The organism is Mucilaginibacter sp. PAMB04274 (assembly GCF_039634385.2).
Classification (GTDB): domain Bacteria; phylum Bacteroidota; class Bacteroidia; order Sphingobacteriales; family Sphingobacteriaceae; genus Mucilaginibacter.
This window is the reverse complement of record NZ_CP155081.2, coordinates 656,275-683,273: the sequence shown is the minus strand read 5'-3', so window position 1 is coordinate 683,273 and position 26,999 is coordinate 656,275. Positions and strand designations below refer to the sequence as shown.

The 26,999-nt window shown below is 43.7% G+C and carries 26 protein-coding genes; 10 read left to right on the top strand and 16 right to left on the bottom strand.

Going from position 1 to position 26,999, the window contains the following annotated elements:
- Positions 1–3 precede the first annotated feature (3 nt).
- Positions 4–2,826 (bottom strand): excinuclease ABC subunit UvrA, encoded by a 2,823-nt coding sequence (gene uvrA / locus ABDD95_RS02830; RefSeq protein WP_345950385.1) that lies wholly within the window; start codon positions 2,824–2,826, stop codon positions 4–6.
- 583 nt (positions 2,827–3,409) lie between these two features.
- Here uvrA and ABDD95_RS02825 point away from each other — a divergent pair.
- The 5 genes from ABDD95_RS02825 to ABDD95_RS02805 all read left to right on the top strand — a co-directional run bounded on the left by ABDD95_RS02825 (position 3,410) and on the right by ABDD95_RS02805 (position 6,120).
- Positions 3,410–3,994: a sigma-70 family RNA polymerase sigma factor gene (locus ABDD95_RS02825; protein ID WP_345950384.1), complete on the top strand. Its 585-nt coding sequence runs from the start codon at positions 3,410–3,412 to the stop codon at positions 3,992–3,994.
- An 88-nt stretch (positions 3,995–4,082) separates the two neighbouring features.
- The gene (locus ABDD95_RS02820; protein WP_345950383.1) at positions 4,083–4,280 is read left to right on the top strand and encodes a hypothetical protein; all 198 of its coding nucleotides are present in this window, start codon (positions 4,083–4,085) and stop codon (positions 4,278–4,280) included.
- Positions 4,281–4,331: 51 nt separating this feature from the next.
- A complete protein-coding gene (nth, locus tag ABDD95_RS02815) occupies positions 4,332–5,084 on the top strand; it encodes an endonuclease III (RefSeq protein ID WP_345950382.1) in 753 nt (250 codons plus the stop codon).
- 57 nt (positions 5,085–5,141) lie between these two features.
- The gene (locus tag ABDD95_RS02810) at positions 5,142–5,870 is read left to right on the top strand and encodes a hypothetical protein (protein WP_345950381.1); all 729 of its coding nucleotides are present in this window, start codon (positions 5,142–5,144) and stop codon (positions 5,868–5,870) included.
- Positions 5,871–5,880: 10 nt separating this feature from the next.
- The gene (locus ABDD95_RS02805; RefSeq protein ID WP_345950380.1) at positions 5,881–6,120 is read left to right on the top strand and encodes a hypothetical protein; all 240 of its coding nucleotides are present in this window, start codon (positions 5,881–5,883) and stop codon (positions 6,118–6,120) included.
- A 7-nt stretch (positions 6,121–6,127) separates the two neighbouring features.
- Here ABDD95_RS02805 and ABDD95_RS02800 read toward each other — a convergent pair whose 3' ends face one another.
- Complete coding sequence (locus tag ABDD95_RS02800) at positions 6,128–6,565, bottom strand: hypothetical protein (protein WP_345950379.1); 438 nt, start codon at positions 6,563–6,565, stop codon at positions 6,128–6,130.
- A 245-nt stretch (positions 6,566–6,810) separates the two neighbouring features.
- Between ABDD95_RS02800 and ABDD95_RS02795 the strand changes: the two genes are divergently transcribed.
- On the top strand, positions 6,811–8,547 hold the full coding sequence (locus tag ABDD95_RS02795) for a phospho-sugar mutase (RefSeq protein WP_345950378.1): 1,737 nt from the start codon (positions 6,811–6,813) through the stop codon (positions 8,545–8,547).
- Between the two features lie 87 nt (positions 8,548–8,634).
- Positions 8,635–9,105: an OsmC family protein gene (locus ABDD95_RS02790; RefSeq protein WP_345950377.1), complete on the top strand. Its 471-nt coding sequence runs from the start codon at positions 8,635–8,637 to the stop codon at positions 9,103–9,105.
- Between the two features lie 252 nt (positions 9,106–9,357).
- Here ABDD95_RS02790 and ABDD95_RS02785 read toward each other — a convergent pair whose 3' ends face one another.
- From ABDD95_RS02785 to ABDD95_RS02770, 4 genes are all read right to left on the bottom strand, one after another.
- A complete protein-coding gene (locus ABDD95_RS02785) occupies positions 9,358–10,704 on the bottom strand; it encodes a DUF418 domain-containing protein (RefSeq protein WP_345950376.1) in 1,347 nt (448 codons plus the stop codon).
- Between the two features lie 100 nt (positions 10,705–10,804).
- Positions 10,805–11,059 (bottom strand): DinB family protein, encoded by a 255-nt coding sequence (locus ABDD95_RS02780; protein ID WP_352432925.1) that lies wholly within the window; start codon positions 11,057–11,059, stop codon positions 10,805–10,807.
- Entirely contained in the window at positions 10,969–11,346 is a 378-nt protein-coding gene (locus ABDD95_RS02775) for a DinB family protein (RefSeq protein ID WP_345950375.1), read from the bottom strand. The genes ABDD95_RS02780 and ABDD95_RS02775 overlap by 91 nt, the downstream gene beginning before the upstream one ends.
- A gap of 67 nt (positions 11,347–11,413) precedes the next feature.
- The gene (locus tag ABDD95_RS02770; protein WP_345950374.1) at positions 11,414–12,217 is read right to left on the bottom strand and encodes a methyltransferase, TIGR04325 family; all 804 of its coding nucleotides are present in this window, start codon (positions 12,215–12,217) and stop codon (positions 11,414–11,416) included.
- A gap of 201 nt (positions 12,218–12,418) precedes the next feature.
- Here ABDD95_RS02770 and recA point away from each other — a divergent pair, with 201 nt between their 5' ends.
- Both recA and ABDD95_RS02760 read left to right on the top strand, forming a co-directional pair.
- A complete protein-coding gene (gene recA / locus ABDD95_RS02765; protein ID WP_345950373.1) occupies positions 12,419–13,438 on the top strand; it encodes a recombinase RecA in 1,020 nt (339 codons plus the stop codon).
- A gap of 233 nt (positions 13,439–13,671) precedes the next feature.
- Complete coding sequence (locus ABDD95_RS02760) at positions 13,672–14,703, top strand: aldo/keto reductase (RefSeq protein WP_345950372.1); 1,032 nt, start codon at positions 13,672–13,674, stop codon at positions 14,701–14,703.
- Positions 14,704–14,756: 53 nt separating this feature from the next.
- On the opposite strand, the gene ABDD95_RS02755 is transcribed toward ABDD95_RS02760, so the two are convergent.
- The 3 genes from ABDD95_RS02755 to tsaD are packed head-to-tail and all read right to left on the bottom strand — an operon-like array spanning position 14,757 to position 16,883.
- Positions 14,757–15,689, bottom strand: coding sequence for an alpha/beta hydrolase (locus ABDD95_RS02755; protein WP_345950371.1), 933 nt, complete (start codon positions 15,687–15,689; stop codon positions 14,757–14,759).
- Between the two features lie 11 nt (positions 15,690–15,700).
- Entirely contained in the window at positions 15,701–15,871 is a 171-nt protein-coding gene (locus ABDD95_RS02750; protein WP_345950370.1) for a hypothetical protein, read from the bottom strand.
- A 10-nt stretch (positions 15,872–15,881) separates the two neighbouring features.
- A complete protein-coding gene (gene tsaD, locus ABDD95_RS02745; protein ID WP_345950369.1) occupies positions 15,882–16,883 on the bottom strand; it encodes a tRNA (adenosine(37)-N6)-threonylcarbamoyltransferase complex transferase subunit TsaD in 1,002 nt (333 codons plus the stop codon).
- Positions 16,884–16,973: 90 nt separating this feature from the next.
- Here tsaD and ABDD95_RS02740 point away from each other — a divergent pair, with 90 nt between their 5' ends.
- On the top strand, positions 16,974–21,383 hold the full coding sequence (locus tag ABDD95_RS02740) for a translocation/assembly module TamB domain-containing protein (protein WP_345950368.1): 4,410 nt from the start codon (positions 16,974–16,976) through the stop codon (positions 21,381–21,383).
- A gap of 13 nt (positions 21,384–21,396) precedes the next feature.
- Here the strand turns inward: ABDD95_RS02740 and ABDD95_RS02735 are convergent, their stop codons facing one another.
- Genes ABDD95_RS02735 through modB form a run of 7 tightly spaced genes read right to left on the bottom strand, consistent with a single transcriptional unit; the run spans position 21,397 to position 26,994 of the window.
- Entirely contained in the window at positions 21,397–22,584 is a 1,188-nt protein-coding gene (locus ABDD95_RS02735) for a molybdopterin molybdotransferase MoeA (protein ID WP_345950367.1), read from the bottom strand.
- Positions 22,581–23,741 carry a HesA/MoeB/ThiF family protein gene (locus ABDD95_RS02730; RefSeq protein WP_345950366.1) on the bottom strand — a complete coding sequence of 387 codons (1,161 nt, stop codon included), beginning with the start codon at positions 23,739–23,741 and terminating at the stop codon, positions 22,581–22,583. The genes ABDD95_RS02735 and ABDD95_RS02730 overlap by 4 nt, the downstream gene beginning before the upstream one ends.
- A gap of 2 nt (positions 23,742–23,743) precedes the next feature.
- Positions 23,744–24,739, bottom strand: coding sequence for a GTP 3',8-cyclase MoaA (moaA, locus tag ABDD95_RS02725; RefSeq protein ID WP_345950365.1), 996 nt, complete (start codon positions 24,737–24,739; stop codon positions 23,744–23,746).
- Between the two features lie 4 nt (positions 24,740–24,743).
- A complete protein-coding gene (locus ABDD95_RS02720; RefSeq protein ID WP_345950364.1) occupies positions 24,744–25,154 on the bottom strand; it encodes a molybdenum cofactor biosynthesis protein MoaE in 411 nt (136 codons plus the stop codon).
- Between the two features lie 17 nt (positions 25,155–25,171).
- Positions 25,172–25,411 (bottom strand): molybdopterin converting factor subunit 1, encoded by a 240-nt coding sequence (gene moaD, locus ABDD95_RS02715; protein WP_345950363.1) that lies wholly within the window; start codon positions 25,409–25,411, stop codon positions 25,172–25,174.
- Positions 25,412–25,468: 57 nt separating this feature from the next.
- Positions 25,469–26,323, bottom strand: a complete 855-nt coding sequence (locus ABDD95_RS02710) for an ATP-binding cassette domain-containing protein (protein ID WP_345950362.1) — start codon at positions 26,321–26,323, stop codon at positions 25,469–25,471.
- Positions 26,320–26,994 (bottom strand): molybdate ABC transporter permease subunit, encoded by a 675-nt coding sequence (modB, locus tag ABDD95_RS02705; RefSeq protein WP_345950361.1) that lies wholly within the window; start codon positions 26,992–26,994, stop codon positions 26,320–26,322. The genes ABDD95_RS02710 and modB overlap by 4 nt, the downstream gene beginning before the upstream one ends.
- Positions 26,995–26,999 lie beyond the last annotated feature (5 nt).

Below are 26,999 nucleotides of genomic sequence, written 5' to 3'. Positions count from 1 at the left end.
ATTTTATTTTTTTAACCGTTCCTTTAAAAACTGCCCGGTAAAACTTTTCTTGTCTTTAAGCAGATCTTCGGGCAAACCCTCAAAAACCAGGGCACCGCCATTGTTGCCACCGCCAGGACCGATGTCGATCACCCAGTCGGCGCACTTAATTACATCCATGTTGTGCTCTATTACAATAATGGTATTGCCTTGTTCCAGCAGGGCGTCAAATGATTTTAGGAGCTTCTTGATATCGGCAAAGTGTAAGCCGGTAGTAGGCTCATCAAAAATGAACAGTGTTTTGCTGGCATTATTACCTTTAATAAGGAAAGATGCCAGTTTAATGCGCTGCGCCTCGCCGCCCGAAAGCGTGTTAGACGATTGCCCTAATTGTACATAACCCAAACCTACATCTTGCAAAGGTTTTATTTTGTTGATGATCTTTTGCTCTTTTACAAAAAATTCCAGCGCCTCATCAATCGTCATTTGAAGGATTTCTGAAACGTTTTTTTCCTGGTAAGTTACGTCAAGTATATGCTGCTTAAAGCGGTTGCCGTTACACGCCTCGCAAGGCAAAAAGATATCAGCCATAAATTGCATTTCAATCTTTACCTCGCCCTCGCCCTGGCATACATCACAGCGGCCGCCCTCTACGTTAAATGAGAATGCCGATGGTTTTAAACCCGCAGCTTTAGCCGCCGGCTGGCTAGCATAAAGATTACGTATCTCATCCCACGCCTTTACATAAGTAACCGGGTTTGAGCGCGATGAACGGCCTATCGGGTTCTGGTCTACCAGCTCAACAGATTCTATTTTGCCATAATCGCCTTCAATACTATCATAAGAACCGGTTTGTTCGCCTGAGTAATTACCCAATACCTTTTGCAGTGCCGGGTGCAGTATACGTTTCACCAAACTGGTTTTACCCGAGCCAGATACACCGGTTACTACCGAAAGTACGCCCAACGGAAACTTCACATCTACATGCTTTAAGTTATTTTCGCGGGCGCCTTTTATCTGGATGAAATCATTCCACTTACGGCGTTGTGCAGGTACAACTATCTCTTCGCGGCCGCTCAGGTATTTTCCGGTTAAGCTATTATCATCGGTTAAGATTTGCGCATAAGTACCCGAAAATATAAGCTGACCACCGTGTGTGCCAGCCTCTGGGCCAATATCAATCAGGTGATCGGCAGCTTGCATAATTTCTTCTTCATGCTCTACTACCAATACGGTATTACCTACATCGCGCAGGGATTTTAATACCGTAATTAGTCGCTGGGTATCGCGCGGGTGCAGGCCAATACTAGGTTCATCCAGCACATAAACCGACCCTACCAGGCTGCTTCCCAATGAGGTAGCCAGGTTAATACGCTGCGATTCACCGCCCGAAAGAGTATTTGAGAGCCGGTTGAGCGTTAGGTACCCTAAGCCCACATCGTTCAAGAAAGATATGCGGTTGGTTATTTCCATCAGCAAACGCTTACCAATTTTGGCATCGTGTGCATCCAGTTGCAAATCACCAAAAAACTGCTGTGCAATATCCAGCGGCATCAGCACAATATCGGTAATAGAGTGGCCGGCCACTTTTACATAAGTGGCATCAGGCCGTAAACGGCTGCCCTTACAATCAGGACAGGTGGTTTTACCGCGGTAGCGCGACAATATTACCCGGTATTGTATCTTGTAGGTTTGTTCCTCTATCTCTTTAAAGAAAGCATCCAGCCCTCTGAAGTATTTATTACCTGTCCACAAAAGCTTCTTTTGCTTATCGGTTAACTGGCTGTAAGACCGATGTATTGGAAAATCAAACTTATCGGCCTGGCGAATAAGGTTTTGGTTCCACTCGCCCATTTTTTCGCCGCGCCAGGGCGCTATGGCGTTATCATATATAGATTTGCTTTTATCGGGTATAACCAAATCCTCATCTATACCAATCACCTTACCATAACCTTCGCATTTACGGCAAGCACCATACGGGTTATTAAAGCTAAAAAAATTGGGCGTAGGCTCTTCAAACCTAATCCCATCCAACTCAAAACGGTCACAAAAAAAGCTTTCCTTCTCCTGTTCGCTTTCAGGCTCCTGGTATTTTAAGTAGCAATCGCCTTTACCCTCAAAAAAAGCAGTTTGGGCCGAATCGGCTATACGGCTCAGCGTTTCCTCTTCATTGTTCTTGGTTACACGATCTACTACAATACGTAGCGGATCATTATCAGCCAGCGAATCGTTCCCTATAGATTCGTCTTCCAACAAACTTTCAATGCGTGATACTTGTCCGCGGTATTCCACACGTACAAAACCTTTTTGCAGCAACACTGCCAGTTCCTCTTTCAGGCTGCGGTTGTTATGCGGGTGCAGCGGACAAAGTATGGTCAGTTGCGTATCATCAGGCTGGGCCTGCGCAAAGTTAACCACATCGGTAACGGTATCTTTTTTTACCTGCAGGCCCGATACTGGTGAAAAGGTTTTACCAATACGCGAGAACAGCAGTTTAAGGTAATCGTAAATTTCGGTACTGGTGCCTACGGTTGAGCGGGGGTTGCTGGTAATTACCTTTTGCTCAATGGCAATGGCAGGTGCAATGCCTTTTATATAATCTACGTCGGGCTTATTCATGCGGCCCAAAAACTGGCGCGCGTAAGAGGATAAACTCTCTACATAGCGGCGTTGCCCCTCGGCGTACAGCGTATCAAACGCCAGTGATGATTTGCCCGATCCAGACATACCAGTTATAACCACCAACTGGTTTTTAGGTATGGCAATGTCCATGTTCTTCAAATTATGTACACGGGCGCCTTTAATAATAATATGGTGTTGAGGATCTTTCTCAGTTTCTATGCTCATTCTATTTTGAGTTCAGGGGCTGATGGTTATGGCTAGTGATTAACCACTCTTTATTCGCTAATTACAAACCTAACTTTACAACTTATTTAATGTGCAAAAATCCTAAATTATTTAGCATTATGCAAGCATTGATTACTTTACTGCATACTTAAACACTTAAGTAAAAGAAAGGTGATATAAATCCATAGGTTATTGTAGAAAAACTTACGAAAAAGTCGCTAACTTTCCTCTCCCAAAAGTTGTGCGATATTTCCAATTAACAGGCAATGACGGTTAAACCTTCAGTACAAAAAGCAGTCAAATAATACAAAGCAGCTTGTTACATAGTATCAAGATGTTACGTATATATAACCAATAACCTAAGACATTATTATCAGTAAATGTTCTTTTCAAGACGCGTTCAGTTTGTGCGCCAGGGAGTTTGTCATTGTAATGTGTTATAACATATAACCTTAAAAATTATTTGCATGTTAACACAATATTTAGTTTATTTGATATAGTAATTAAGAGGAACCCCTATCGATTAGAACTTTACTTGAAACGTAGTTTAATTTAAATTAATTGATTTTAAAGTAGAAGTTCTATGGATTTTCATTTGAAAAGTGATCAGGATTTAATCCATCTGTATATAGACGGCCATGAGGGAGGGCTTGTTGAGCTCATCCGCCGTTATCAAACTAAAATTTACACATCCATTTACTTGCTGGTTAAAGATGAATACCTGGCCGAGGATATTTTCCAGGATACCTTCATCAAAGTAATTAACACGCTAAAGGCCGGCAAATATAACGAGGAAGGTAAATTTTTACCCTGGGTAAGCCGCATTGCCCATAACTTGGTGATTGACCATTTTCGCCGTGAAAAACGCACGCCTTTAGTGAGCGGTGGCGACGACTTTGACATTTTTGAAGTGTTAGGTCATTATGACGAGAGCACCGAAGACCGCATGGTACGCGAGCAAACCCACAAAGATTTAAAAGCATTAATCCATTTATTACCGGCTGAGCAAAAAGAAGTATTGATTATGCGCCACTTTGGCGACATGAGCTTTAAGGAAATTGCCGACGTAACCGAGGTGAGCATAAACACTGCCCTGGGCCGCATGCGCTATGCCTTAAATAACTTACGCAAGATGATGCAGACCAAAGAGTTGAGTTTGAAGAACTGATTGTAATTAAAATTAAAAATTTATATCGCCCGCTAAAATATTAGATAAGCGATATGCGTTATGGTGTAATACAAACACTTTAAAGCTTATGGGCGAAACTTCTACAAGATTTTTAAACGCACTTACAAACAACACTATGGTGGAGGGATTAGATGTAACCGAACACGTGGACGCCGATGAACTGTTGTTTCATCATGCTATCCGCACTGAACTGGATCTTTTGCAAAAAAAGCCAAAACAGCAAACCATCGAAAACCTGCTCAACTATTCGAAAAGCTTGCGTTAACAAACTACCAAAGCCCTGCCAACGCAGGGCTTTTTGTATATTTGTACCCTCATGTTAAAAAAAGAACGCTACCAGTTATTTGTTGATTATTTCTCAAAAAACCAACCTAACCCGGTAACCGAGCTGCATTATTCCAATCCATATGAGCTACTAGTGGCTGTAATACTATCGGCCCAATGCACCGATAAGCGCATCAATCAGATCACGCCTGCCCTATTCCAACGCTTTCCGACGGTTGAAGACCTGGCTGCATCTTCATCAGATGAAATTTTTACTTACATACGCAGCGTAAGCTATCCTAACAATAAAGCCAAGCACCTGGCCGGCATGGCAAAAATGCTGGTAGAGCAATTTAACAGCCAGGTACCCTCAGATTTGGATGAGCTGCAAAAGCTCCCCGGCGTAGGCCGTAAAACGGCTAACGTAATAGCATCTGTAGTGTATGATGCACCGGCCATAGCAGTAGATACCCACGTATTTAGAGTAGCCAACCGCTTAGGTTTAACCACCAACGCAAAAACACCGCTGGCGGTAGAGAAACAATTAGTTGAGTATTTGCCCAAGCAAACACTGGGTTTTGCACACCACTGGCTTATACTGCACGGCCGCTACATTTGTGTGGCCCGTAAACCCAAATGCGAGATATGCCCCCTTACCCATTTTTGTAAGTATTACCAAAGCGGTAAGGCAGCGCTGGTGTTCAGCAAAACGGCTAAGGTAGCAAAGGTAAAAACGGTTAAAGCGGCAAAAGCAGTTAAGGCTGATGTAATAGGCGACGATTTAAGCCTTAGCTCAGGCAGTTAATGGTCCTGCACTTAATCACTTTGATTTAATTAAAGGTTAATGCTATTTTTGAATACCATGAGACACGCTTTTTTAATGCTTGCCTGTATTGCAATCATGATTTGCTCCTGCAAAAAGGATAAGATCAACACTGTTAAACAGGAGCAGGACGACCCTAACTGGATTAAGTTGGAAATTCCTAATGCACGCGATGCTTATGCTTTTGCCGGTAGTATTGATGATACACTACTGGTTACCACTTGGGTTAAGGCTTACTTTACCACCAACAAAGGGAAAACCTGGCAAGAATCAAAGAATTTTAACGGACAGGTACAGGGCTTAATTACATCGGGCGATTCAGTTATTGCACTGGCTGCAACCGGCGGCCTCGAACTTGAAGGAACTTACGGAGCTGGCCTTGCACAATATTACACGTTAGATTATGGCAGAAGCTGGAATCCTTATTTAAAACCTGATGGAGGTTATCGCTCCAAATCAATTGGAATTTCACAGTCGGCCGATAAACAGGTTACTTACAAGTTAAAGTATAATGTTTCGCCGCTTACAAAAAACGATTATACCGCCTATATACATAACCCTACGCAAATTACAAGAACCATTTACGGCAGCACCAATCTGATTAATTTTCCATTCAAGAGAAAAATACACAACTTATACCTGGATAATCATGACCGCTTATATGTGGCAGCGTCGGGCGGTGCGTACATTGCCGAAACTAATAGCTTTAATGGTGGCGGTACTGATGACTCGGCCATAATCTACATATCGCGCAATACACTGCCTTAACTTAACCAATGTGAATACTGCATGGGTGTGCCAATCCGCAATTATTGATGGGCAATATTACGAGATACAAGGGCTTAACATTTGGGATTATGAGTGGACGAACACCCAGGAGTTGGTATCGGTTAAAGACCCAATATATGGACAGACACATGTAATGGCCATTTACCAGATCATTACGGCTACTCAAACTATAACCTTTGCTGCAGGCGAATTCTCAAACCTTGTTTGGGGTATCTACACTCAAGTTTAACTCACCTTCAATGAATGAAGTACGCTTTTACCAACTGCATAGCCGCTTTCTCATCATCCGCGCAAACATCGCAAAAGGTGCCTATGCCATTAACCGGGCCTTCGTACTCCCAGGCAAATAGCTTATTGTATTTTTTTGTTGGTCCAATTACCCGCAAATTAATTCCTTCAGGTATCACATATAGTTGATAATTGCCGGGCAGGCCAACTTTAAACCCCGGTTTGCCCTTATAAGTGGTTTTACCCAAGTATTGCGCAGGCTGAGTCTTGTCATTCTTTCCATAAGAGTAAATGATTTCCACACGCTTACTACCCTTAGTCCAGAAAGAAAAGTGCTCATAAGCAGCAGTGCCCCGTTTACCAGATGAATAATTAGCAACTTTTTGTGCAAATGCACTTGCAGATAGTATTAATAGAGCTGTAGCTACATAAATTGTTTTGGTCATGACAGGCAGATTTGGTTTGTTAATTAAGGTAAAGACAAACAAATTTGCGAAAAGTTGAGAACCATTTTGGTTAGCCTTGGTTAGTGGACTACAAGATTGTTGCTTACCCCAAGGTTAAATGCACACATAGCGTAAAACACTAAACGTATTTAACACATAAATGGAATATGATAATGTGATAAATCCTTTTTATTATCATATTTGAACTAAAACAATCGTCACTACCAGAACAAAATATATTACATATGCAGGAGTTAGACCCAACCATTTTACAAAAAGCAAATTCATGGCTCGAAGGTAATTATGATGCCGATGTTAAACAGGCCGTACAAAAGTTACTGGACGACAAAGCATATACAGAATTAACCGACTCGTTTTACCGCGATCTGGAATTTGGTACCGGTGGCTTGCGCGGCATTATGGGGCCGGGTTCAAACCGGGTAAATAAATATACTATTGGTGTGGCTACGCAAGGCCTGGCTAATTATCTTAAAAAGACCTATCCCGGCGAGCAGGTAAAGGTGGCAATTGCGCATGATAGCCGCAACAACTCTGATGTATTGGCCGGTATTACGGCCGATGTATTTTCGGCTAACGGCATTTATGTTTACTTCTTTAAAGCTTTGCGTCCTACTCCCGAACTGTCGTTTGCAGTTAGGCATTTAGGGTGCAAAAGCGGTGTTATGTTAACGGCTTCGCACAATCCTAAAGAGTACAACGGCTATAAGGCCTACGGGGCTGATGGTGGCCAGTACGTAGCGCCTCATGATAAAGCGGTGTTGCAGGAAGTAGCAGCAATTAAAAGTATAGACGAAGTAAAGTTTACCCGCAACGAAGCTAACATTGAGCTGATTGGTGAGGAGATTGATAAACTCTATCTGGATAGCATTGCTACGCTTTCCATATCGCCTGAGGCTATACAGCGCCAAAAAGGTTTAAAAATAGTTTACTCGCCTATACATGGCACCGGCATTACTTTGGTTCCTAAAGCTTTGGAACAGTTTGGTTTTGAGAACGTAATTCTGGTAGAAGAGCAAACCACGCCTGATGGCAACTTTCCAACCGTGGTTTACCCTAACCCTGAGGAAAAAGAAGCTCTAACCCTGGCCCTCAAAAAAGCGCAGGACGTTGACGCCGACCTGGTAATGGCAACCGACCCTGATGCCGACCGCGTAGGCATTGCAGTAAAAAACAGCAGCGGCGAGTTTGTGCTGCTGAACGGTAACCAAACAGCTAGCTTGCTTATTGATTACCTGTTAACCGCCTGGGAAGAGAAAGGCAAATTAACTGGTAATGAGTACATCGTAAAAACTATTGTAACCTCATATCTGCTCGATGCTATAGCGGCCGACAAGGGCGTAAAATGCTACAACACCCTTACCGGCTTTAAATTTATCGGCGAGCTGATGACCCAGTTTGAAGGCAAACAAACCTTTATTGGCGGTGGCGAAGAAAGCTATGGTTACCTTATCGGCGAGTTTGTACGCGATAAAGATGCTGTAGTATCGGCAGCATTTATTGCCGAGATGACGGCTTTTTACAAAGATAAAGGCAACAGCCTGTTTGATGCACTGGCCAACATCTATCTTAAATATGGTTTCTACAAAGAAAAACTGATCTCCATAACCAAAAAAGGTAAGGAAGGAGCCGAGGAGATTAAAGCCATGATGCAGCGCTACCGTACCAATCCGCCTGCAACATTGGGTGGTTCAAAAGTAGTTGCGTTAAAAGATTATGAGCAGCGTGTGGAAACAGACTTGAATACCAATACGACTAAGCCTATCGAGCTACCTAAGTCAGACGTATTACAGTTCGTTACCGAAGATGGCAGTATTATATCCGCTCGTCCATCAGGCACCGAGCCTAAAATTAAATTCTATTGCAGCGTAAAAGGTGAATTAACCAGAAAAGAGGTTTATCAGGAAACCGACCAGCAAATGGATGCCAAGATTGACGCCATAATGCAGGATTTAGGTGTTTAATGTTACTCCATGATTATAACGATCCCGGGCTATTCAGTCCGGGATTTTTGTTTAAAAAGTAATTGTACAGCTTACTATCTTATTGATATGCACAAACAACACACCTACGCCTCAACCCTAACCTGGACCGGCAACACAGGCCAAGGTACCTCAAACTATCGCGTTTATGAGCGTTCTTACGAAATCAGCATCGGCAATAAAGCGGTAATTCAGGGATCGTCAGATCCGGCTTTTCGTGGCGATGCAGATAAACATAACCCGGAGGAAATGTTGCTGGCTTCGTTATCGAGTTGTCACATGCTTTGGTTTTTGCATGTGTGCGCCGAAGCAGGTGTTAATGTATTAGCCTATACCGATAAGGCTACCGCTGTTATGATTGAGGAAACTAATGGCAGCGGCTACTTTACCGAGGCTACACTGAAGCCGCACGTGCTAGTTAGCGACGCTACAATGCTTGCAAAGTTGGATGAACTGCACCACACAGCTAACCGGTTTTGCTTTGTTGCCAATTCGGTTAAGTTTCCTGTATACCATAAGGGCACGGGTGAAGTAGCATAATTTTAAAATGGCATAAAACTCTGTGTAAAAAAACGCCAGCTTATCTTAAAGCAGCCTGGTCAAAACTGTGCCATTAACATTTTACTTTATGCTTCATAAATACCTAATATTACGGCGAATTTTATAGCGCTGCTAATATTGGTAAAGTTAAAGCGGCGGGTAACATCAATTCACTTACTATAATTGGTTTAACTGGAACAATCAGGGCTAATTTAAAACAATAGATGACTTACCGTTGGTCTATCACTCCAATTAAACAGCAACTGCTATTTGTTGTGCATTGCGCCGCATAGGTTGTAACTGCCAATAAGTTAAGCTACGCCACAGCCATTCGAGCGGTCCAAACAAAAAATACTTTAGCCATACCGGGCTTACAATTAGTTGTATGACCCATATCACAGCAACTACATAGTATAATTGGTAATACTGCAGGTCTGCAAATTTATTTAAGCCATAACCAAAAAAGTAAAGCGTACAAAACATAGTTTGCATAATGTAATTGGTAAAAGCCATTTGTCCAACAGCGGCCAGGCGGTTAGTTAACCCTTTAAACACCCCGGCACGTACCATAAGCAACAGTACGCTGGCATGTGCCATAACCAACAATATACGTTGAAAGGGATAAATTAACCCCCACCACGACATGGCATGCGTTTCGAGGTAATGTATAGAAGCCGCACTGCCATGCGCTTGCCGGTAATCATGGTAGTAATCTAACATAACCAATGGCAGGCCAACACCGTAGCCAACCAGCGCTGTTAACCTGTATTGGGTGGCCGTCCACCCGCCGGTCATAAATCCCCACTTATAAAGAGCCATGCCCAGCATCATTAAGGCCAGCACATCCCATATTAAAAAAATAAAGTATTTAGTTTGAAAGCCCCAGGTTAGCGGACGTATATAACTGGCCACCCCGTTGTAGTCAGATTTCATACTGCGGGTATGCGCGGCTATCTCGGTTTTATTGGGCAAAAACTCTTTTTCGGTTGCCCGCCAGGTGGTAATCGCTTGCAGTTGCTGTTTACTTAATGGCTTGTTTTGTTTTTGCAGGGCTATAGCGCTATTGTAAGCCAGCCGCTGCCCTCTGATATTTTGATAGAATAATGTAGACGCCGTAAAATCCAATATAGCTACAATAGGTACTGCCCAAACCAGGTACTTAGGCTTCATGTTACGAAAAATAAAAGCCAGCATACCTATAACGCCGTATCCGTATAAGATGTCACCCTCCCAAAGTAAAACATGGGCATGTATCAGGCCAAACAATACCAGCCAGCCCATGCGTCTAAAAAACAAGGCCTTAAACGGTTGTCCGTTCTGCGCTTTACGCATTACAAAAAGCAGTATGCCGGCCCCAAAAACCATAGAGAACAAGGCACGCATCTTACCTTCAAATAATACCGTAATTACAGCGTCCGTCCAAAAATTAATGCTGTGTGTATCCTGATGAAAAACGTCCGAATACCTTTCGGGCATGGCAAAACCCGGAATGTTCATCAGAAGGATTCCCAATAAGGCTATGCCCCGCAAAATGTCAATAGACTGTATACGGTCGGCTTGGGCAACCGGCTGTGCTTTGGATAAGGTTTGAGCTGGCATAATGTGAGTGTTAGTGGTTGTTATTACTAAGTTATATTACTAATAATTGTAAACCAATACTTTAACTCTTTTTAACAGCTCGTATTTTAAATTGGAGTATTTATACCAAACACAACTTGTGAAAAATATTGCGCAGTTGATGAACATGCCGCTGCGTGTGATATATAATGAAGTAAAGCCATTCAATGCGGGTATACGGACCCGAGCCCAGCAATTCAAAACCTATGCATTCATAAGTATAATCATAAGCAGCAGCGGCTTGTGTTACCTTACCGCGGGTTGCTTCCAATTGCTGCAAAAGCGTATCCTTATCTTTTGCCCCATCAGAAGGCACCACAAACTCCGGCGATTGCATCTTGATGGTAAAATCCAGAAACGCACTCCTGATTTCTTCCCGTTTTCGTCGGGCTTACGATTAGCCGGCCTGGCGCTGCCTCCAAATAATTCACCGATGCTCGATTGTGATTTTAACACGTGCTCTGCTAATTGCCCCGCCGTCCAACTGCCCTCAAAAGGTACCTGGTTAAATTGTGCAGGTGTAAATTTGCTTAACAATCTCAGCAGTTGCTGGGTAGTTTCTTCATACTCGCTTATGGCTTGTGCTATCATATCATTAAAAATATGATACAAAGCTATAGGCATTGCCGGTTCAAGGCAGGGTGCTAACACGGCAATCTACAATGCCAATTGCGACATTAACTGCCTGCTATTATTTTCTGCGCCACAGCTTGCCGGTATAATCCAGTTCCTGTAATCCCAACTGTACTTTCTGACCCGACGTAAAGCCCCAGACCGGTTCAAAGGCGTTTTGTAAGAACATATTCATTTTAGCCTCGCTAAAAAACCAGCATGGATATGAAGCATCATAAAAAGCAGGCGGCACGCTTTGAATTGTGAGGCGGTCTTCAGGCTCATCAATAAATGCAGTACGGTCTATCATCAGGTAGGGAATATTAGATTCTACCACCTTTGTTAACAGTTCGTATGGCCTTTCCATATATTGCAGTGAACTGGAGAACAGCAATAACTGTGGTGTACCGTTGTTCTTACACGCCTCCTCAAGTGAATAGTAAAAGTGCAGATGTTCATCCTCAAAATTCCTGCGGCCTTCTTCTACAAACATAGCTTGTTCAACCAGGCGCCATTCTAATGTTTGCAGGTGCTTTAAAAAAGGAAGATTTTGCCGGTACGATGTGCCCAGCGAGCCGCCATAATCAACCAGGCTAAGCCTGTTGTCGTTTTGCGATGCTATCCACAGTAGTGCAGCTAAAAGCGGATAAGCTACTTCAATATTGCTATAAGTAATGCCATCACGCTCATAAGCATACTTGCCCTCTTTAACTTGCAATGCGCCGGCCTTAACACGGTGCAATACCGTTTGGGCATTATAGCCGGTGGTTTTTTGCAGCGCATCCTGCCAGTTAGCATAGCGCCCATGCCACCCGTACTTAAAACTGTATCTAATAGCTCTCTTTAGTATCTCTGGCACAAACTCGCCTTTCTTAAATGGCATAATGATGATCTGTAATGGAATATTTTTGCTGTATATTTATGCTATACGGAAAATAAGACTAACGGGTTTATTAAACCCTTAATAAACCAAAACCTCGTTTAAAAATTTAAGTTACCTACCTTTATATCAACCAAAAATAAATTACTAATTTTTTTAGTATATAAACTTTATTAAGTATATTTGTTATAGAAAATAAACAAGATGAGTAACGCAAGCGCAGATAAATTAAAAGCATTGCAGCTTACACTGGATAAGCTGGAAAAATCGTACGGTAAAGGAACCATCATGAAACTGGGCGATTCTGTAATCGAGCCTATAGAGGTAATTCCGACCGGTTCGTTAACGTTGGACCTGGCTTTAGGTGTAGGCGGATTACCCAAAGGCCGTGTAATTGAGATTTACGGTCCCGAATCATCAGGTAAAACCACTTTGGCTATCCATGCCATTGCGGAATCGCAGAAGAGAGGCGGCATTGCAGCCTTTATTGATGCTGAGCATGCCTTTGATCGTTTCTATGCTCAAAAATTAGGAGTAGATGTAGAGAACCTACTGATCTCTCAACCTGACAACGGTGAGCAGGCTTTAGAAATTGCCGACAACCTGATCCGCTCGGGCGCCATTGATATATTAGTAATTGACTCGGTAGCAGCATTGGTACCTAAAGGCGAAATTGAAGGAGAAATGGGCGACTCTAAAATGGGTTTACATGCCCGCTTAATGTCACAGGCCTTACGGAAGCTTACCGGTACCATTAGCAAAACCGGATGTTGCTGTATTTTCATTAACCAGTTACGCGATAAGATTGGTGTAATGTTTGGTAACCCCGAAACTACTACCGGTGGTAACGCCTTAAAATTCTATGCTTCTGTACGTTTGGATGTACGCCGTATATCTCAAATTAAAGATAGTGATGAAGTATCGGGTAACCGTGTAAAGGTAAAAATTGTAAAAAATAAAGTGGCACCTCCGTTCCGTTTAGCCGAGTTTGACATTATGTTTGGCGAAGGTATATCCAAAGCCGGCGAGATCATTGACCTGGGTGTTGAGCATAACATCATTAAAAAAGCAGGTTCATGGTTTAGCTACGGCGACAGCCGCTTAGGCCAGGGTCGTGATGCTGTAAAACAATTAATTATCGACAATCCGGAATTAGCCGAGGAACTGGAAAACAAGATTAAACAAGTTGTATCAGGTGATAACATGCCTGAGGAAGTGGAATAAGCTTTTTAAATCTGATTAATTATACAAGCCGCTTTTAAGCGGCTTTTTTTGTGTGCCATTATTATTTAGTTTGTTGAAGCATCAGATGATAACTGCGTTTACAATATAGATGATGCTTATGCCGAAAGTAAAAGACCTTCTGTGCATCCTGATAAATAACTGACAAACATTTGCGGCATAGTGTGTTATTTTAATACCAGCAAATACATTCATTTCAACTACAAATACACACTATGGAATTCAGACAATTAGGCGCATCGGGGCTATTTGTACCGGTGCTTAGCTTTGGCACAGCAACCTTTGGCGGCGGCAACGAATTTTTTAAGGCTTGGGGCAATACCCAGGTTGATGAGGCTAAACGCCTGGTGAACCTTTGCCTTGATGCAGGTGTTAACTTTTTCGACACAGCCAATATTTACTCAGGCGGCGCTTCTGAAGAAATCTTAGGCCAGGCGTTAGAAGGCTTACGCAGCCAGGTACTTATATCCACCAAAGCAACCTTTCCTATGAGCGATAAGCCAAACGATTTTGGTTCATCACGCTCACACCTTATAAAACAATGTGAAGACAGCTTGCGCCGCCTCAAGACCGATCATATTGATATTTACCACATGCACGGTTTTGATGCCAACACACCGGTTGAGGAAACATTAAAAGCTTTAGATGACCTGGTCACCAGTGGCAAGATACGTTACATTGCCTGCTCAAATTTTTCGGGTTGGCACTTAATGAAATCTTTATCCATATCAGAACGTTACGGCTGGTCTAAATATGTAGCCCACCAGGCATATTATTCATTACTCGACCGCGAATTTGAGTGGGAATTGATGCCGTTAGGTATTGAACACAAAGTAAGCACTATCGTTTGGAGTCCGCTATCGTCGGGCCGTTTAGGTGGCAAGTTCCGCAGAAACCAGCCGATTCCCGAAAATAACCGCATGGCCCAAGGCGGATCACATGGTCCGGCTACCAACTTTGAGTTGTTGTACAAAATTGTGGATGCCTTAGATGAAGTAGCCGAGGAGACCGGCAAATCAGTACCGCAAGTGGCCTTAAACTGGTTGCTACAGCGCCCAACTATTGCCAACATTATAATTGGCGCACGCGATGAAGAGCAACTAAAACAAAATTTGGGCGCCGTGGGCTGGAACTTAACTACCGACCAAGTTAAAAAACTGGACGCTGCCAGCGACCGCGACCCGATATATCCTTACTGGCACCAACGTCAAAACCCGCAACTGATACCGCCGCCTAAGTTTTATTAATCGGCAATTATATAAGATAAGAAAAGCCGCTTTGTTGGTCAAAGCGGCTTTTCTTATTTTAAAACTTTATTTAGGAAACCTGTAATATATGCCACTGTAGGTGTAAACCAGGGCTCAAATAGGCAAAACGCATGAGGAGAATCCGGAAAGGTATGCACCTCGTTATAAATATGATACTGGTTTAAGATGTTTATATAATCGGTACGACCAGCATGCATTCGGTCTACCGAACTGTTGATGAAAAGCGTAGGTGGTGTGCGGGAACCAACATGGGCCAAAGCGCCTGCTTGTTGCCATAATTCCGGTTTTTCAGTTTTGGTATAACCAAACCAATTTGTGCCAGCCGAAACAGACTTACTGTCGTCACCCTCGCCCGATTCGGGGTGAATGAAAGCGAGCGTGCCATCAATATCAACAATGGCTTTAATGCCAGGTACGGTAGTACCTAACAAGGTGGCCAACTGCCCTCCTGCCGAAAAGCCGCAAACAACTATTCTTTGCGTATCTACTTTGTATTTTTTTGCATTGGCTTTTATCCAGCTAATAGCAGCTTGCAGATCTTGCACGGCTGCCGGGTACAAAGCATGGGTTGATAAGCGGTAAGCAGGTGTAAAGCAAACAAAACCTTGCTCCGCCAGTCGCGCAGCAAGTGGGTGATGCTGTGTACGGCTACCGGAGCGCCAGCCACCACCATGAATAATGATTACGGCGGGCAAAAGCTTTTGAGCTGCTTTCTTTGGCCTAAACACATCTAATAGCAACTTCTGATCGTTTACTGTTAGATAATTGATATTTTGATTTGCCTTTACCAATGGCGGCAGACTGTCTTTTACCAATTGTATTTGCGGATACTTCTTTTTAGCGTTTTTGTAAGCGCTATAATTAGTAAAAGAGGCATCGGGCTGTTGTGTAAGGCCGGCAGTGCGCTGGGCGTATGTACCCGTAGCCACCAATAAGCTTGCAATCAAAAAAAGGCACCTTACCATAAGTTTTTTAATTATTTGCCGCCTGTACGCACATACATGTAAACAATAGCAATAACAACAGTTAAGCCAAGTACCACCAAACCGGTGATGCCTTTGCGCTTGTCCTGCCGCATTACCCAAATTAACAACCCTACCAGGGGAACTACAAAAATCAACCAGAATATTAGTGAGGGTATGCTCATAAAATTATGTTTAAAATGGCATGCGGGCCAGCGGCGCCACATGTTGGTCCGTAAAATCACCTTTTAAATATTTATGGTAACCGGCTATGGCTATCATTGCAGCATTGTCGGTACAATACTCCATTTTGGGTATAAAAGTATTCCAGTGGTATTTTGCGCCAACATCGAGCAAACCTTGCCGTAAACCGGTGTTAGCCGAAACGCCTCCGGCCAAAGCTATATCCTTAATGCCATAAGCCTTTGCTGCTTTGGTTAATTTGTTCAGCAATATGGTCACAATGCGTTTTTCAACAGAAGCGCAAATATCGGCTAAGTTGTCCTTTACAAAGGCGGCATTTTTAGCTTCGTTGTTTTGGATGAAATACAAGATAGCTGTTTTTAACCCGCTAAAGCTAAAGTTATAGCCGGGTATCTGCGGCTCCGGAAACTGGAAAGCATCCGGATTGCCCAATCGGGCATGCTTATCAATCAGCGGACCGCCGGGATAGGGCAAACCCAGTATTTTACTGGTCTTATCCATTGCCTCGCCTGCAGCGTCGTCCTGCGTGTGGCCAATCACTTCCATATCAAAGTGATCCTTTACCAAAACTATTTGTGTATGTCCGCCCGAAACAGTCAAACATAAAAAGGGAAATGATGGTTTAGGTTCATCAATAAAGTGCGCCAAAATATGGGCCTGCATGTGGTTCACCTCAATAAGTGGAAGGTTATTAGCCAGGGCAAATGCTTTGGCAAATGATACGCCCACTAAAAGTGAACCTAAAAGGCCTGGTCCGCGTGTAAAAGCTACTGCATCAATATCATTTTTGCGTATTTTTGCGTTAGATATTGCTTGCTGTACAGCAGGAATGATATTCTGTTGATGAACCCTTGATGCCAGCTCAGGCACAACGCCTCCATAGGCCTCATGTATGGTTTGGTTGGCTATGATGTTACTAAGCATCGCACCATCCGCACATACAGCAGCCGAGGTTTCATCGCAAGAAGATTCTATTCCTAAAATTACAGGCACTTGATATGTTTTTAAAGCTACAAAATTATCAAAAAAATACTCAAAATAGCGCTTGTTCTGGTACTCATTGTGCTGCTCATTGTCAGTATAATGTTAGTTCTTATCCAGTACAAGCCGGTACAAACCTGGGCTGCCCGTAAAGCTGCAAAATACCTTTCGGAAGAGCTGCATACCAAGGTTGATATCAAGAGCCTTTACGTTAAGCCATTCTCGTCGGTTGTGTTGGAGGATTTTTATGTGCTCGACAAACAAAAAGACACGCTGCTACGCACCCCCCTGCTTGAAGTAGAGCTTAGCAATTTTTCGATCTTCAACAGCCTGAAAGACCGGCATATAGAGTTTAAGCGCATACAGTTGAATAATGGCTCTGTCTACCTGAAGAAGCTAAAAGATAGCACTACAAACGTACAATTCATTATAGATTATTTCAACCGCCCGGCAGATACCATAAAAAAAGCCGGCAAACCCTGGACACTGAATTTTGATCGCATTGGCATCAGTAATTTTCACTTCAGGTACAAAAATTCGTTAAACCGTACTGCTACCCCACATCAGGTTAATTTTAACGATTTGGATGTTAGTCGTTTTACTACCGTGCTTACCGGCATGGATTTGAAAAACCACCTTTTTAAGGGCAATCTGCAAAATTTAACACTGCATGAAAAAAGTGGGTTTATTGTTAAAAGCCTTTCTGTAAATGCTACGGTTGACACTAACCAGATCAGACTGCAAAACCTTTTTCTGGCTACGCCAAACTCCAGGCTGAAAGACTATTTTAGAATGCGCTATAAATCATTTGATGATTTTAGTGATTTCGAGAACAAGGTGGTGATGGATGCCGATTTGAAGAGCTCTCACTTGTCATCAGCTGATATTGGTTATTTTACCAGCTCATTAGGCAAAATCAACTTCGAACTTGATTTAAGCGGGCGTGCCAGCGGCAAGGTAAATAACATTAAAGCTCGTAACCTTACTGTATCTGCAGGTCAGGCTACTTACCTAAAAGGTAATTTTGAGCTAAAAGGGTTGCCCGAGTGGGAAACCACCCGCCTGGCGCTCAGCTTTGACCAACTGGCCACTAATAAAAAAGATCTCGATAATTTATACAGCCGCTTTACTGGCACGCCCAACCGTAAACTTCCTGAGTTTTTGGCCAAGTTTGGCAACATCAGCTTTAATGGTCAGTTAAACGGCACCCAAAACAATTTTAATCTTAAAGGCACCTTTAAAACCTTACTGGGCCGCCTCAATCCTAACATTAATTTGCGGTTTATTGACAAGGGTGTTCCGGCTTACAAGGGCACTGTTGCAGCCACTAATTTTAATTTGGCCCATTTGCTGGATAACAGCATGCTTGGCCGCAGTACATTTTCTGCCAAGATTGATGGCAGCGGTGATGAGCTGAAAAACCTGCGAACCGATCTGGATGCGCAAATAAATTACCTGGACTTTAAGGGATATACTTACCATAACATTAGCACTAAAGGCAGCTTTAAAAATCAGATTGCCAAAGCCAACGTTAAGGTGGCCGACCGTAATATAAAGCTAAATTTAACCGGCAATGTGAATCTCAAACCTGCATCGCCACAATACCAGTTGGCCGGAACAATTAAAGACGCTCGGTTAAACAAGCTTGGATTTATTAAAGACACGCTTACGCTAAGCACCACTATTAACACTAACTTTTCGGGTAGCAACGCTAATAATTTACAGGGCTTTGTAAGCCTCACGCCTACCCGTGTAAGTACGCCGCATGAGAATTACGTGGTCGACTCGCTAATGTTAACGGCAACGGGCTTAGGCAGCAACCGCACCATCAGCCTGCAATCTGACCTGGCCGATGGCAGTATTAAAGGCCGGTTTGATTTAAATACCTTGCCGTCTTACTATAAAACCATTGCCAAAAAGTACATCCCCTCATTAAAGACCAAGATATACAAACCCGGTTTTCAAGACTTTGAGTTTAGGCTTAATCTCAAAAACCTCGATCCTGCTTTGCTCATTTTTGCACCCGATTTGAAAATTCCGGAGGGCGGTACTTTCGTAGGCCGGTTCAATTCGGCTAACAAAACCGCCACGCTGAGCGGCCTTATTAAAAAGGTACAGTACGGCAAGATGGTGTTTCATGATTTCATTGTGGATGAGAGCACCGCCGATAGTTTATTGAACCTTAACGTCTCGTTAAGTAAAGTAGATTTAACCGATAGCTTGTACATTAAAGATATTAACATTACCAACTTTTTACGTAATGACAGCCTAAATTTCAACGTGAAACTATCAGATAAAAACGCCACCAACCAATTAGACTTATATGGCCTGGTGGAGTTTGGACGCGACACCACGGCTAAGCTTAAGCTACTGCCATCTGAGGTAGTTTTGGAGCGCGAATCATGGCGACTTACAGAGCAGGTTCGTATACGCTTGCTGAACGGTAAAACCCAGGTTGAAGGATTTGAACTGAGTAACGGTGAGCAGCACGTACGTATTAACGGTTTCATATCATCGAGCGCAAAGGATAGACTAAAGTTGCAGTTTGACAAATTCAGAATGTCTACGCTTAACCAATTAACCAAGTCGGGCGGGGTATTGCTTGGGGGCGCTCTTAGCGGTGATGTAAATTTAAGTGCCGTATTGAAAGCGCCCGGCATAGATGCCGATATGCGCATTGATTCGCTCATGATGAACAAGACCCTGGTGGGCGATGTAAAAATCGTATCAGACCTGGACAATGAGCGTAAGCGGGCCAACGTAAAAATGAACATCCTTAACCGAGGGTTGGAGACGCTGAATATAGCCGGCGCTTACTATCTTAATAAGGAATCGGGTGATAAGTTGGATTTCGATGTCCGCATGGATCAAACAGAGGCGGTTATTTTTGCACCGTTTATCAAGAATTTGGTTTCTGATGTTAAAGGCACCATCTCGGCTGACTTGAAACTTACAGGCGCTCCATCCAACCCGCAACTGAACGGTGATATCACCCTTGCTAACACCGGCGTTACGGTTGACTATTTGAAAGTACCTTACACCATTAATGACAAACTCACTGTAAGCAACAGCGTTATCAAGATTGACGGCATGACGCTGACCGACCCAAGAGGCGGCAAGGCAATAGCCAATGGCACGGTAGACTTAACTAACATTTCCACTCCCACTTTAGACATTAACATACAAGCAACCAAGTTAATGGCGCTGAATACTACTTTTAGAGATAACCGCCTCTATTATGGTACAGCCTTTGGTACCGGCCGCTTTAGCTTCACCGGCCCTATTGATAATATGAATATCGACATCAAGGCCAAAACTGAAGAAGGTACGGTATTCAATATCCCATTAAACACATCGGCCACAGCAGGTGAATACGATTTTATACGCTTTGTGAGCCATACCGATTCTACTAAGGTTATTTCGAGCAGAAATGCGTTCAAAGGCGTAACGCTGAACTTTGACCTTTCGGCAGATGAGAAAACATTAGTGCGCATCACAACAGACTTAGGTTTACTGGAAGGCCGCGGAACCGCCAGTGGGCTTAAACTTAACATTAACAGCCTGGGCGATTTTGATATGCGGGGCGACTTCCTAATCAATTCGGGTAAATTTGAATTTACGGCCAAAAACTTTATCAGCAAAAACTTTCAAATTAACCAGGGTGGTTCACTACGCTGGACAGGAAATCCATCAAATGCCGAGATCAATCTAAACGCCATCTATGAGTTAAGAGCTAATATTGCACCATTGTACCAGGCCGCTGGCCAGCAATCACCACAGGGCACAAGGCAGGAATTGGTACAGGCGCAGCTTTATTTAACACGTACCTTGCTACAACCTAACATTGAATTTGATTTTAACTTCCCGCTCAATCCAAGCATTAAGGATGATATGGGTGCCTATCTTTCAGACGTTAATAACCGTAACCAGCAGGCATTAAGCCTCATTGTAAGACGACAATTTGCACCTGGTACAGGTACCAATATCAATGAACAGGTTTTAGGTACGGCAACATCTGCAGCCAGCGAGTTTTTCTTTAACAAACTCAATAGCTATATTGCACAATCAACCAATTTCCGAAGTCTGGATATCAATATACGCTCACAAAGTGACGCCAGTGCATCACTGCGATTATTCAACGATCGTGTTTTGCTTAACGGAAGTGTATACAACGCGTTAGGGACTAATGACCTTTTTAGCAATAATTCGGCTAATATCTTCAACTCTGGATTTAGAGCATTAACAACCGACTTCAATGCAGAATATCTTATCCGTAGCGATGGCCAGTTACGGGGCAGGTTTTCTTATCGTGTGTTGAATACCACTACAATTACTAGTTCGATCTCTGCTGCACAGTATGTTAATGGTTTAGGCTTAATCTATCAACGTGATTTTGATACGTTTGGCGAGTTTTTCAGGAATTTGTTTAGGAGAGGCAGAACGCCTTCTACACCAGTACAGCCGTCAAACAGTACAACGCCGGCTATTATTGACGACCCGGACGAAGAGTAAGTTTAATTTTTGCTTAGAAAAGCTGAACGTTGAATGTTTGCCCAGCCTCAAACTGAATTCGCTCCGCAGGCAAACTGATAAAGCCTTCGGCGTGCATTAAATTCACCACATCACCCGATGTTGAGGTATCCACCGGCGTAGCAATTATCTTATCCTCCTGACTCGACAGGCGTACCAACACATGATGGGTAAGCGCTGGTTTAAAGGTGGTGCTTTTACCAAGCTCAGCTTTAATAGTTGATAGCGGTACCCCAAGCGAACTGTATAACCAGGCTTTAAAGTACAACTGGAAACAGACCCAGGTAGAAACCGGGTTACCAGGAAAACCAAACGCAAGCACGCCGCTTTTAAACTTGCCAAACAATAGGGGCTTACCCGGTTTTTGTGCAATACTGTGAAAAACAGTTTGCATACCCAATTGCTGTAAAACTTGTGGCAGGTAGTCAAACTTACCTTTAGAAACCGCGCCAGAAAAGAGTAGCACGTCATACTGCTGAAGCATGGTTGATAGCTGTGTCGTCATGCCCACAGGTTCATCGGGTAAATGATAACCGGCGGCCTTAATACCCTCTTCCTGTAGCGCAGCTAAGAGCATGTAACTATTTGATTGCCTGATTTGATGTGGTTTGGGCTGTTGAGTTACCGGTACAAGTTCATCTCCGGTTGCACAAACGGCTATGCGTGGCAGGCAATAAACCTTTACCCTGCTCAGCCCCACTGATGCCATTATTGCTATTATTGCCGGCGTAATTTTAACACCCGGTTTAACCAATGTCTGTTGTGCTTTTTCATCGGTGCCTTGCAGGTGCACATTTTGGTAAGGCGTTACAGCATCCAGGTTTACCTGTGCCACCTGTTCGGCTATCTCTAAATCCTCATACCTGATCACGGCGTCTGTACCTATGGGCAACACAGCGCCGGTCATTATTTCGATACACTTGTCGGGATTGTATAATTGCTTTTGCGAGTGCCCTGCCGGCTGAATATCCTCAATAGGGAATTGTCGAATTCCATTTGCAAAAGTTGCACTGTTAACAGCTATGCCATCCATTGTGGCGCGGTGAAAAGGTGGGAAGTCGCGGTCGGCAATTACCGGCTGAGCCAATATGCGGCCGACAGATTGTAGCAGATCGACCTCCTCGGGGTGGAAGCTTTGTGCTTGATCATTTACGAGTTGCAGCGCCTCAGATACAGCTATCATAAGGTCCCTCCTAATTTTTCACCGGGGAGGACCTCCGATGTTACAATATACTCATCGTCGAACTCATCCTGCCAATATTCCATCCCTCCAATTACACTATAGATAGTTGCAGTTGGATAGTAAGCTTGCAACATTTGAGCAGCTTTGTTGCTGCGGGCGCCTTTTTGGCAAAATGTTACCACGGGTATATCTGTTTGCAAAGTAATATCAGCCGGCTTAAACTGCATTAAAGGCATCGAAACAGCCCCTTTCAAATGTTCATCAGCAAACTCATTTGCCTCACGAACATCAATCAGTTTAAAAATTTTTCCAGCTTCGTACCAGTCATATAATTCCTCTACCGAAAGCGGTGCTACAGTATTACAAACGACCGCTTCGTAGCTTGGCTGCAAAGTGGTTAGCTGCCTGTTAGCAGGCTTGGCTTTCAATTTTATTTTATATTGCTCATCCTGCAAAAAGTCAAATATCTGCAGGTAGCCTGATAGTGTTTGCCCAACGCCGGTAATAACTTTAATAGCTTGTAGGGCTTGCTGGCAACCTACAATACCTGGCACAACACCCAATACACCCGCCGTATTGCAATCGGGTATCTCACCTGCCACTGGCGCCGTTGGATAAAGGCACCGATAGGTTGGCCCACCCCGATAGTTAAATACGCTTACATGCCCTTCATACTGTTGCACAGCACCATACACCAGCGGTTTGTTGAGTATAACGCAGGCATCGTTCAGCAAATAGCGGGCACTGAAATTATCGGTCGCATCTATTACTACATCATATTTTTGGATGATAGGTAACGCATTTTGAGGTATTATGGCTTCGTTATACACCTGAAAGCTCACGTCGCGGTTCAGGCCTTGTAGTTTAGCGGCGGCCACTGCTGCTTTGCTTTGGCCAACCTCGCTCTCGTTGTACAAAACCTGTCTATGCAGATTAGTAGAGCTAATAACATCATGATCTATAATGCCAATTTTGCCTACGCCCATCCCTGTTAAATATTGCAGAACGGGCACACCAAGTCCTCCAGCACCTACAACCAACACACTGGCTTTGCTTAACTTTTGTTGCGCCGCTTCACCAAAATTAGCCAATTGCATTTGGCGGGAGTAACGATTGTTGAAAGAAGAGGTTGGTTCTGTATGTGAAAACGTTTCCATAGCTATCCACCCAAAACCGACATTGATGTATGAATAGCACCTTTACTGGCAACTTCGGCAGCATAGCCGTTGCGCTCACGCTGACTTACAGCATGCAATATAGCTTGTTCTAAATCAGCTAAGGATGCCCCTTTGCGCAATAAATCGCGCAGGTTAATTACAGGCGGGCCATACAAGCACGTGCGCAGTTCGCCCGTTGCCGAAAGGCGGATACGGTTACAGGTGCCGCAAAAAGTACGGCTAAAGGAAGGGATAATCCCAAAGCTCCCTTTATAACCCGATATTTTATAATTAACCGAAGTTGAATTGGCATCGCTGATTAAGCGATTAATTTCAGGATAATATTGCTCGATGTGACCATAGATACGCTTGTAATCCCAGTCTGACTGTACCTGCGATCCGTCGCTGCCGTTGAAAGGCATTTCTTCCAGAAAACGTACGGATAGTGAATGATTTTTGGTAAGTTCAATAAAGGGCACAATGTCCTGAATATTTTTATTCTCGGCTACCACGCAGTTTAGTTTTACCTCAAAGCCGTTATCCAGCAACTTGAAAATTCCGGCATAAACGCTGTCGAAGGTGTCGCGGCGCGTTATGTGTTCAAAGCGCTCGCGACTCAATGAATCCAAACTGATATTGATCTTGCGGATACCCATTTGCAATAACTCAGCCTGGTATTTGGCAGAGAGCGTACCATTGCTGGTAACCGTAATTTCGTTTAAGCCTTCTATAACACTCAACTTTTTGAGAAAAGGCATAATACCATTACGCACAAAAGGCTCGCCGCCGGTAATGCGTATTTTGGATATACCCAGGTTACAGAAAGTGGTTGATAAAAGCAGCATCTCGTCAAAAGTCATCAACTCCTTGCGCGGAGCAAAGTTGATGCCTTCTTCGGGCATGCAATAATAGCATCTGAAATTGCAGCGGTCGGTTACCGAAAGCCGCAGGTAATTCAGCTGCCTGCCATATTTATCAATCAATAAGCTCTGCTTCATTATATTAAGGATGGGCGTTTACCCAAACACTATTATCTTCGTAAAATTCCTTTTTCCAAATAGGCACTGTCTTTTTCAACTCATCGATTAAAAAGCGGCAGGCCTCAAAAGAGGCATCGCGATGTGCCGATGATACACCTATAACAACTACCGGCGTTCCAGGATCCTTAGCGCCCACCGCATGTATTATAGCCAGATTAACCAGTGGCCATTTACTGTAAGCCTCATTAGCCAAATGCTCCATTTGCCGGATGGCCATAGCATCATAAGCTTCAAAATCCAGTCTGATTACTTCTTTGCCTTTTGAATGATTGCGTACCGTACCTATAAAAAAGTTAACGGCACCAGCCTCGGCCGAATGCAGGTAGGCATACGCCTCATTCAAATCTATATGTTCAACTAACTTAATTAACACGTTTTATCGTTTGCTTATTATCCGCCGCTAACCGGCGGAATTAATGCAATTTCCTGATCGGGGTTTATTAAATCTTCATCGCTGGCATACTCACTGTCTACCGCTACGGCCAGTGAGGTTAGGCCCTGCATGGCCGGGTATTGCTGCGCTAACCAATTCTTTAAGGCCTTTACCGTACCAATACCGGCATCGGCAGGAATGGTAAGCCTGCTCTGTCCTGTAATTTCGCGGGTTATCCCAAAAAGCAATACTTTCATCTGTTGTCTGTTTAAGAAACTGACCGTTATACTAAAGGTTTCTTAATAATTATAAAGTTACAAAAGCTTTTGTAAAGATAAGTCAGCCGCATGTATACTTACCCGGGTGCCGATGCTTAAACCTGCTGTTTGTTCAGTTTCACTCAGCTGAATTACAGCATGACCGGTTAGTACCTGTATGATACCATTGTTCACTGCAATAACCTCACCTATAACTATTAGTCCGTTAGTATACTGCTGTAAGCCGAATACTTGTGCCGGACTGCCAACTTGTTGTATGGTGCCTGCATCCAAACTAATAACGTTCTCAGCCAGTTTGTAAACCTCGGGTACATCGTGGCTTACCAGCAATGTAGTGACGCCATATTTATGATGCACTATTTTCAACTCATCCTGTAAAGCTATACGGGTGCTATGGTCAAGCGCCGAGAGCGGTTCATCCAGCAACAGCAATTGCGGCCTGCGTAATAAGGCCCGGGCCAGCGCCACGCGTTGCTTCTGCCCACCTGATAGTAACTCCGGTCTTTTATCGGCCAGCGCCTGCATATTCAGGGTAAGCAGTAATGAGTTCACCTGTAGCTTGTCTCCTGCATCCGGTAAGGCATACAGCAAGTTTTCGCGCACTGTCATGTTCGGAAAAAGCGCATAATCCTGAAAAAGAAAACCAACATTCCGTTTTTGCGGGGGAAGATTAACTTTACGTACTGTATCCAGCCAAACTTCTCCATTCACTTCTATGTAGCCTTCTTCTGGCTGCATTAGTCCTGCAAGTATCCGTAAAAGAGAGGTCTTGCCGGCACCCGAAGGCCCGAAAACCGCGGTAAAAGAACCTTGGGCCAGGTCTGTATTTACTACCAATTCGCCATTCCCGCCAGCCATGTGAAGTTTTTTACGGATATCGATTCTAATCATACCGGCAAACCCTTTCTGGCAAGTCGCTTGTTAATGAGATAAACTGAGAGCAGAATAATGAAGGCTACAACCAGTATGATACCGGCATAAACATGCGCCGCCTTAAAGTTTAAAGCTTCAACCTCTGTGTAAATTGCAATACTGGCAACCCGTGTAACCCCTGGTATATTGCCGCCTATCATCAGCACCAGGCCAAACTCGCCTATAGTATGCGCAAAAGTGAGTATGGTGCCGGTTAATAAGGCCGGCTTAATATTAGGCAGCAGTACATGTAGAAACGTTTGCCAATTGGATTTTCCCAATGTTTGCGAAGCTTCGCGCAAACTAGGAGGTAAGGCCTCCAGTCCCGCTTGTACAGGGTGCACCATAAATGGCAAACTGTAAATAATGGACCCGATAACCAACCCGGGGAATGAAAAAACCAATCGTACATTGAATACCCATTCGAGAAACTTACCCAAGCCGCTGTTAGGGCTAAAGGCCAGTAAGAGGTAAAAGCCTAAAACAGAGGGCGGCAATACCAGCGGCAAGCCAACAATAGCCTCGGCAACGGGCTTTAAGGGAGATTTAGTTTTGGCCAGCAAAGCCGCCAATGGTATACCTATGGCCAGCAAGCAAACGGTTGTTACCATTGCCAGTTTTAGGGTAAGCCATAAAGGTTGATAATCCATCTTTA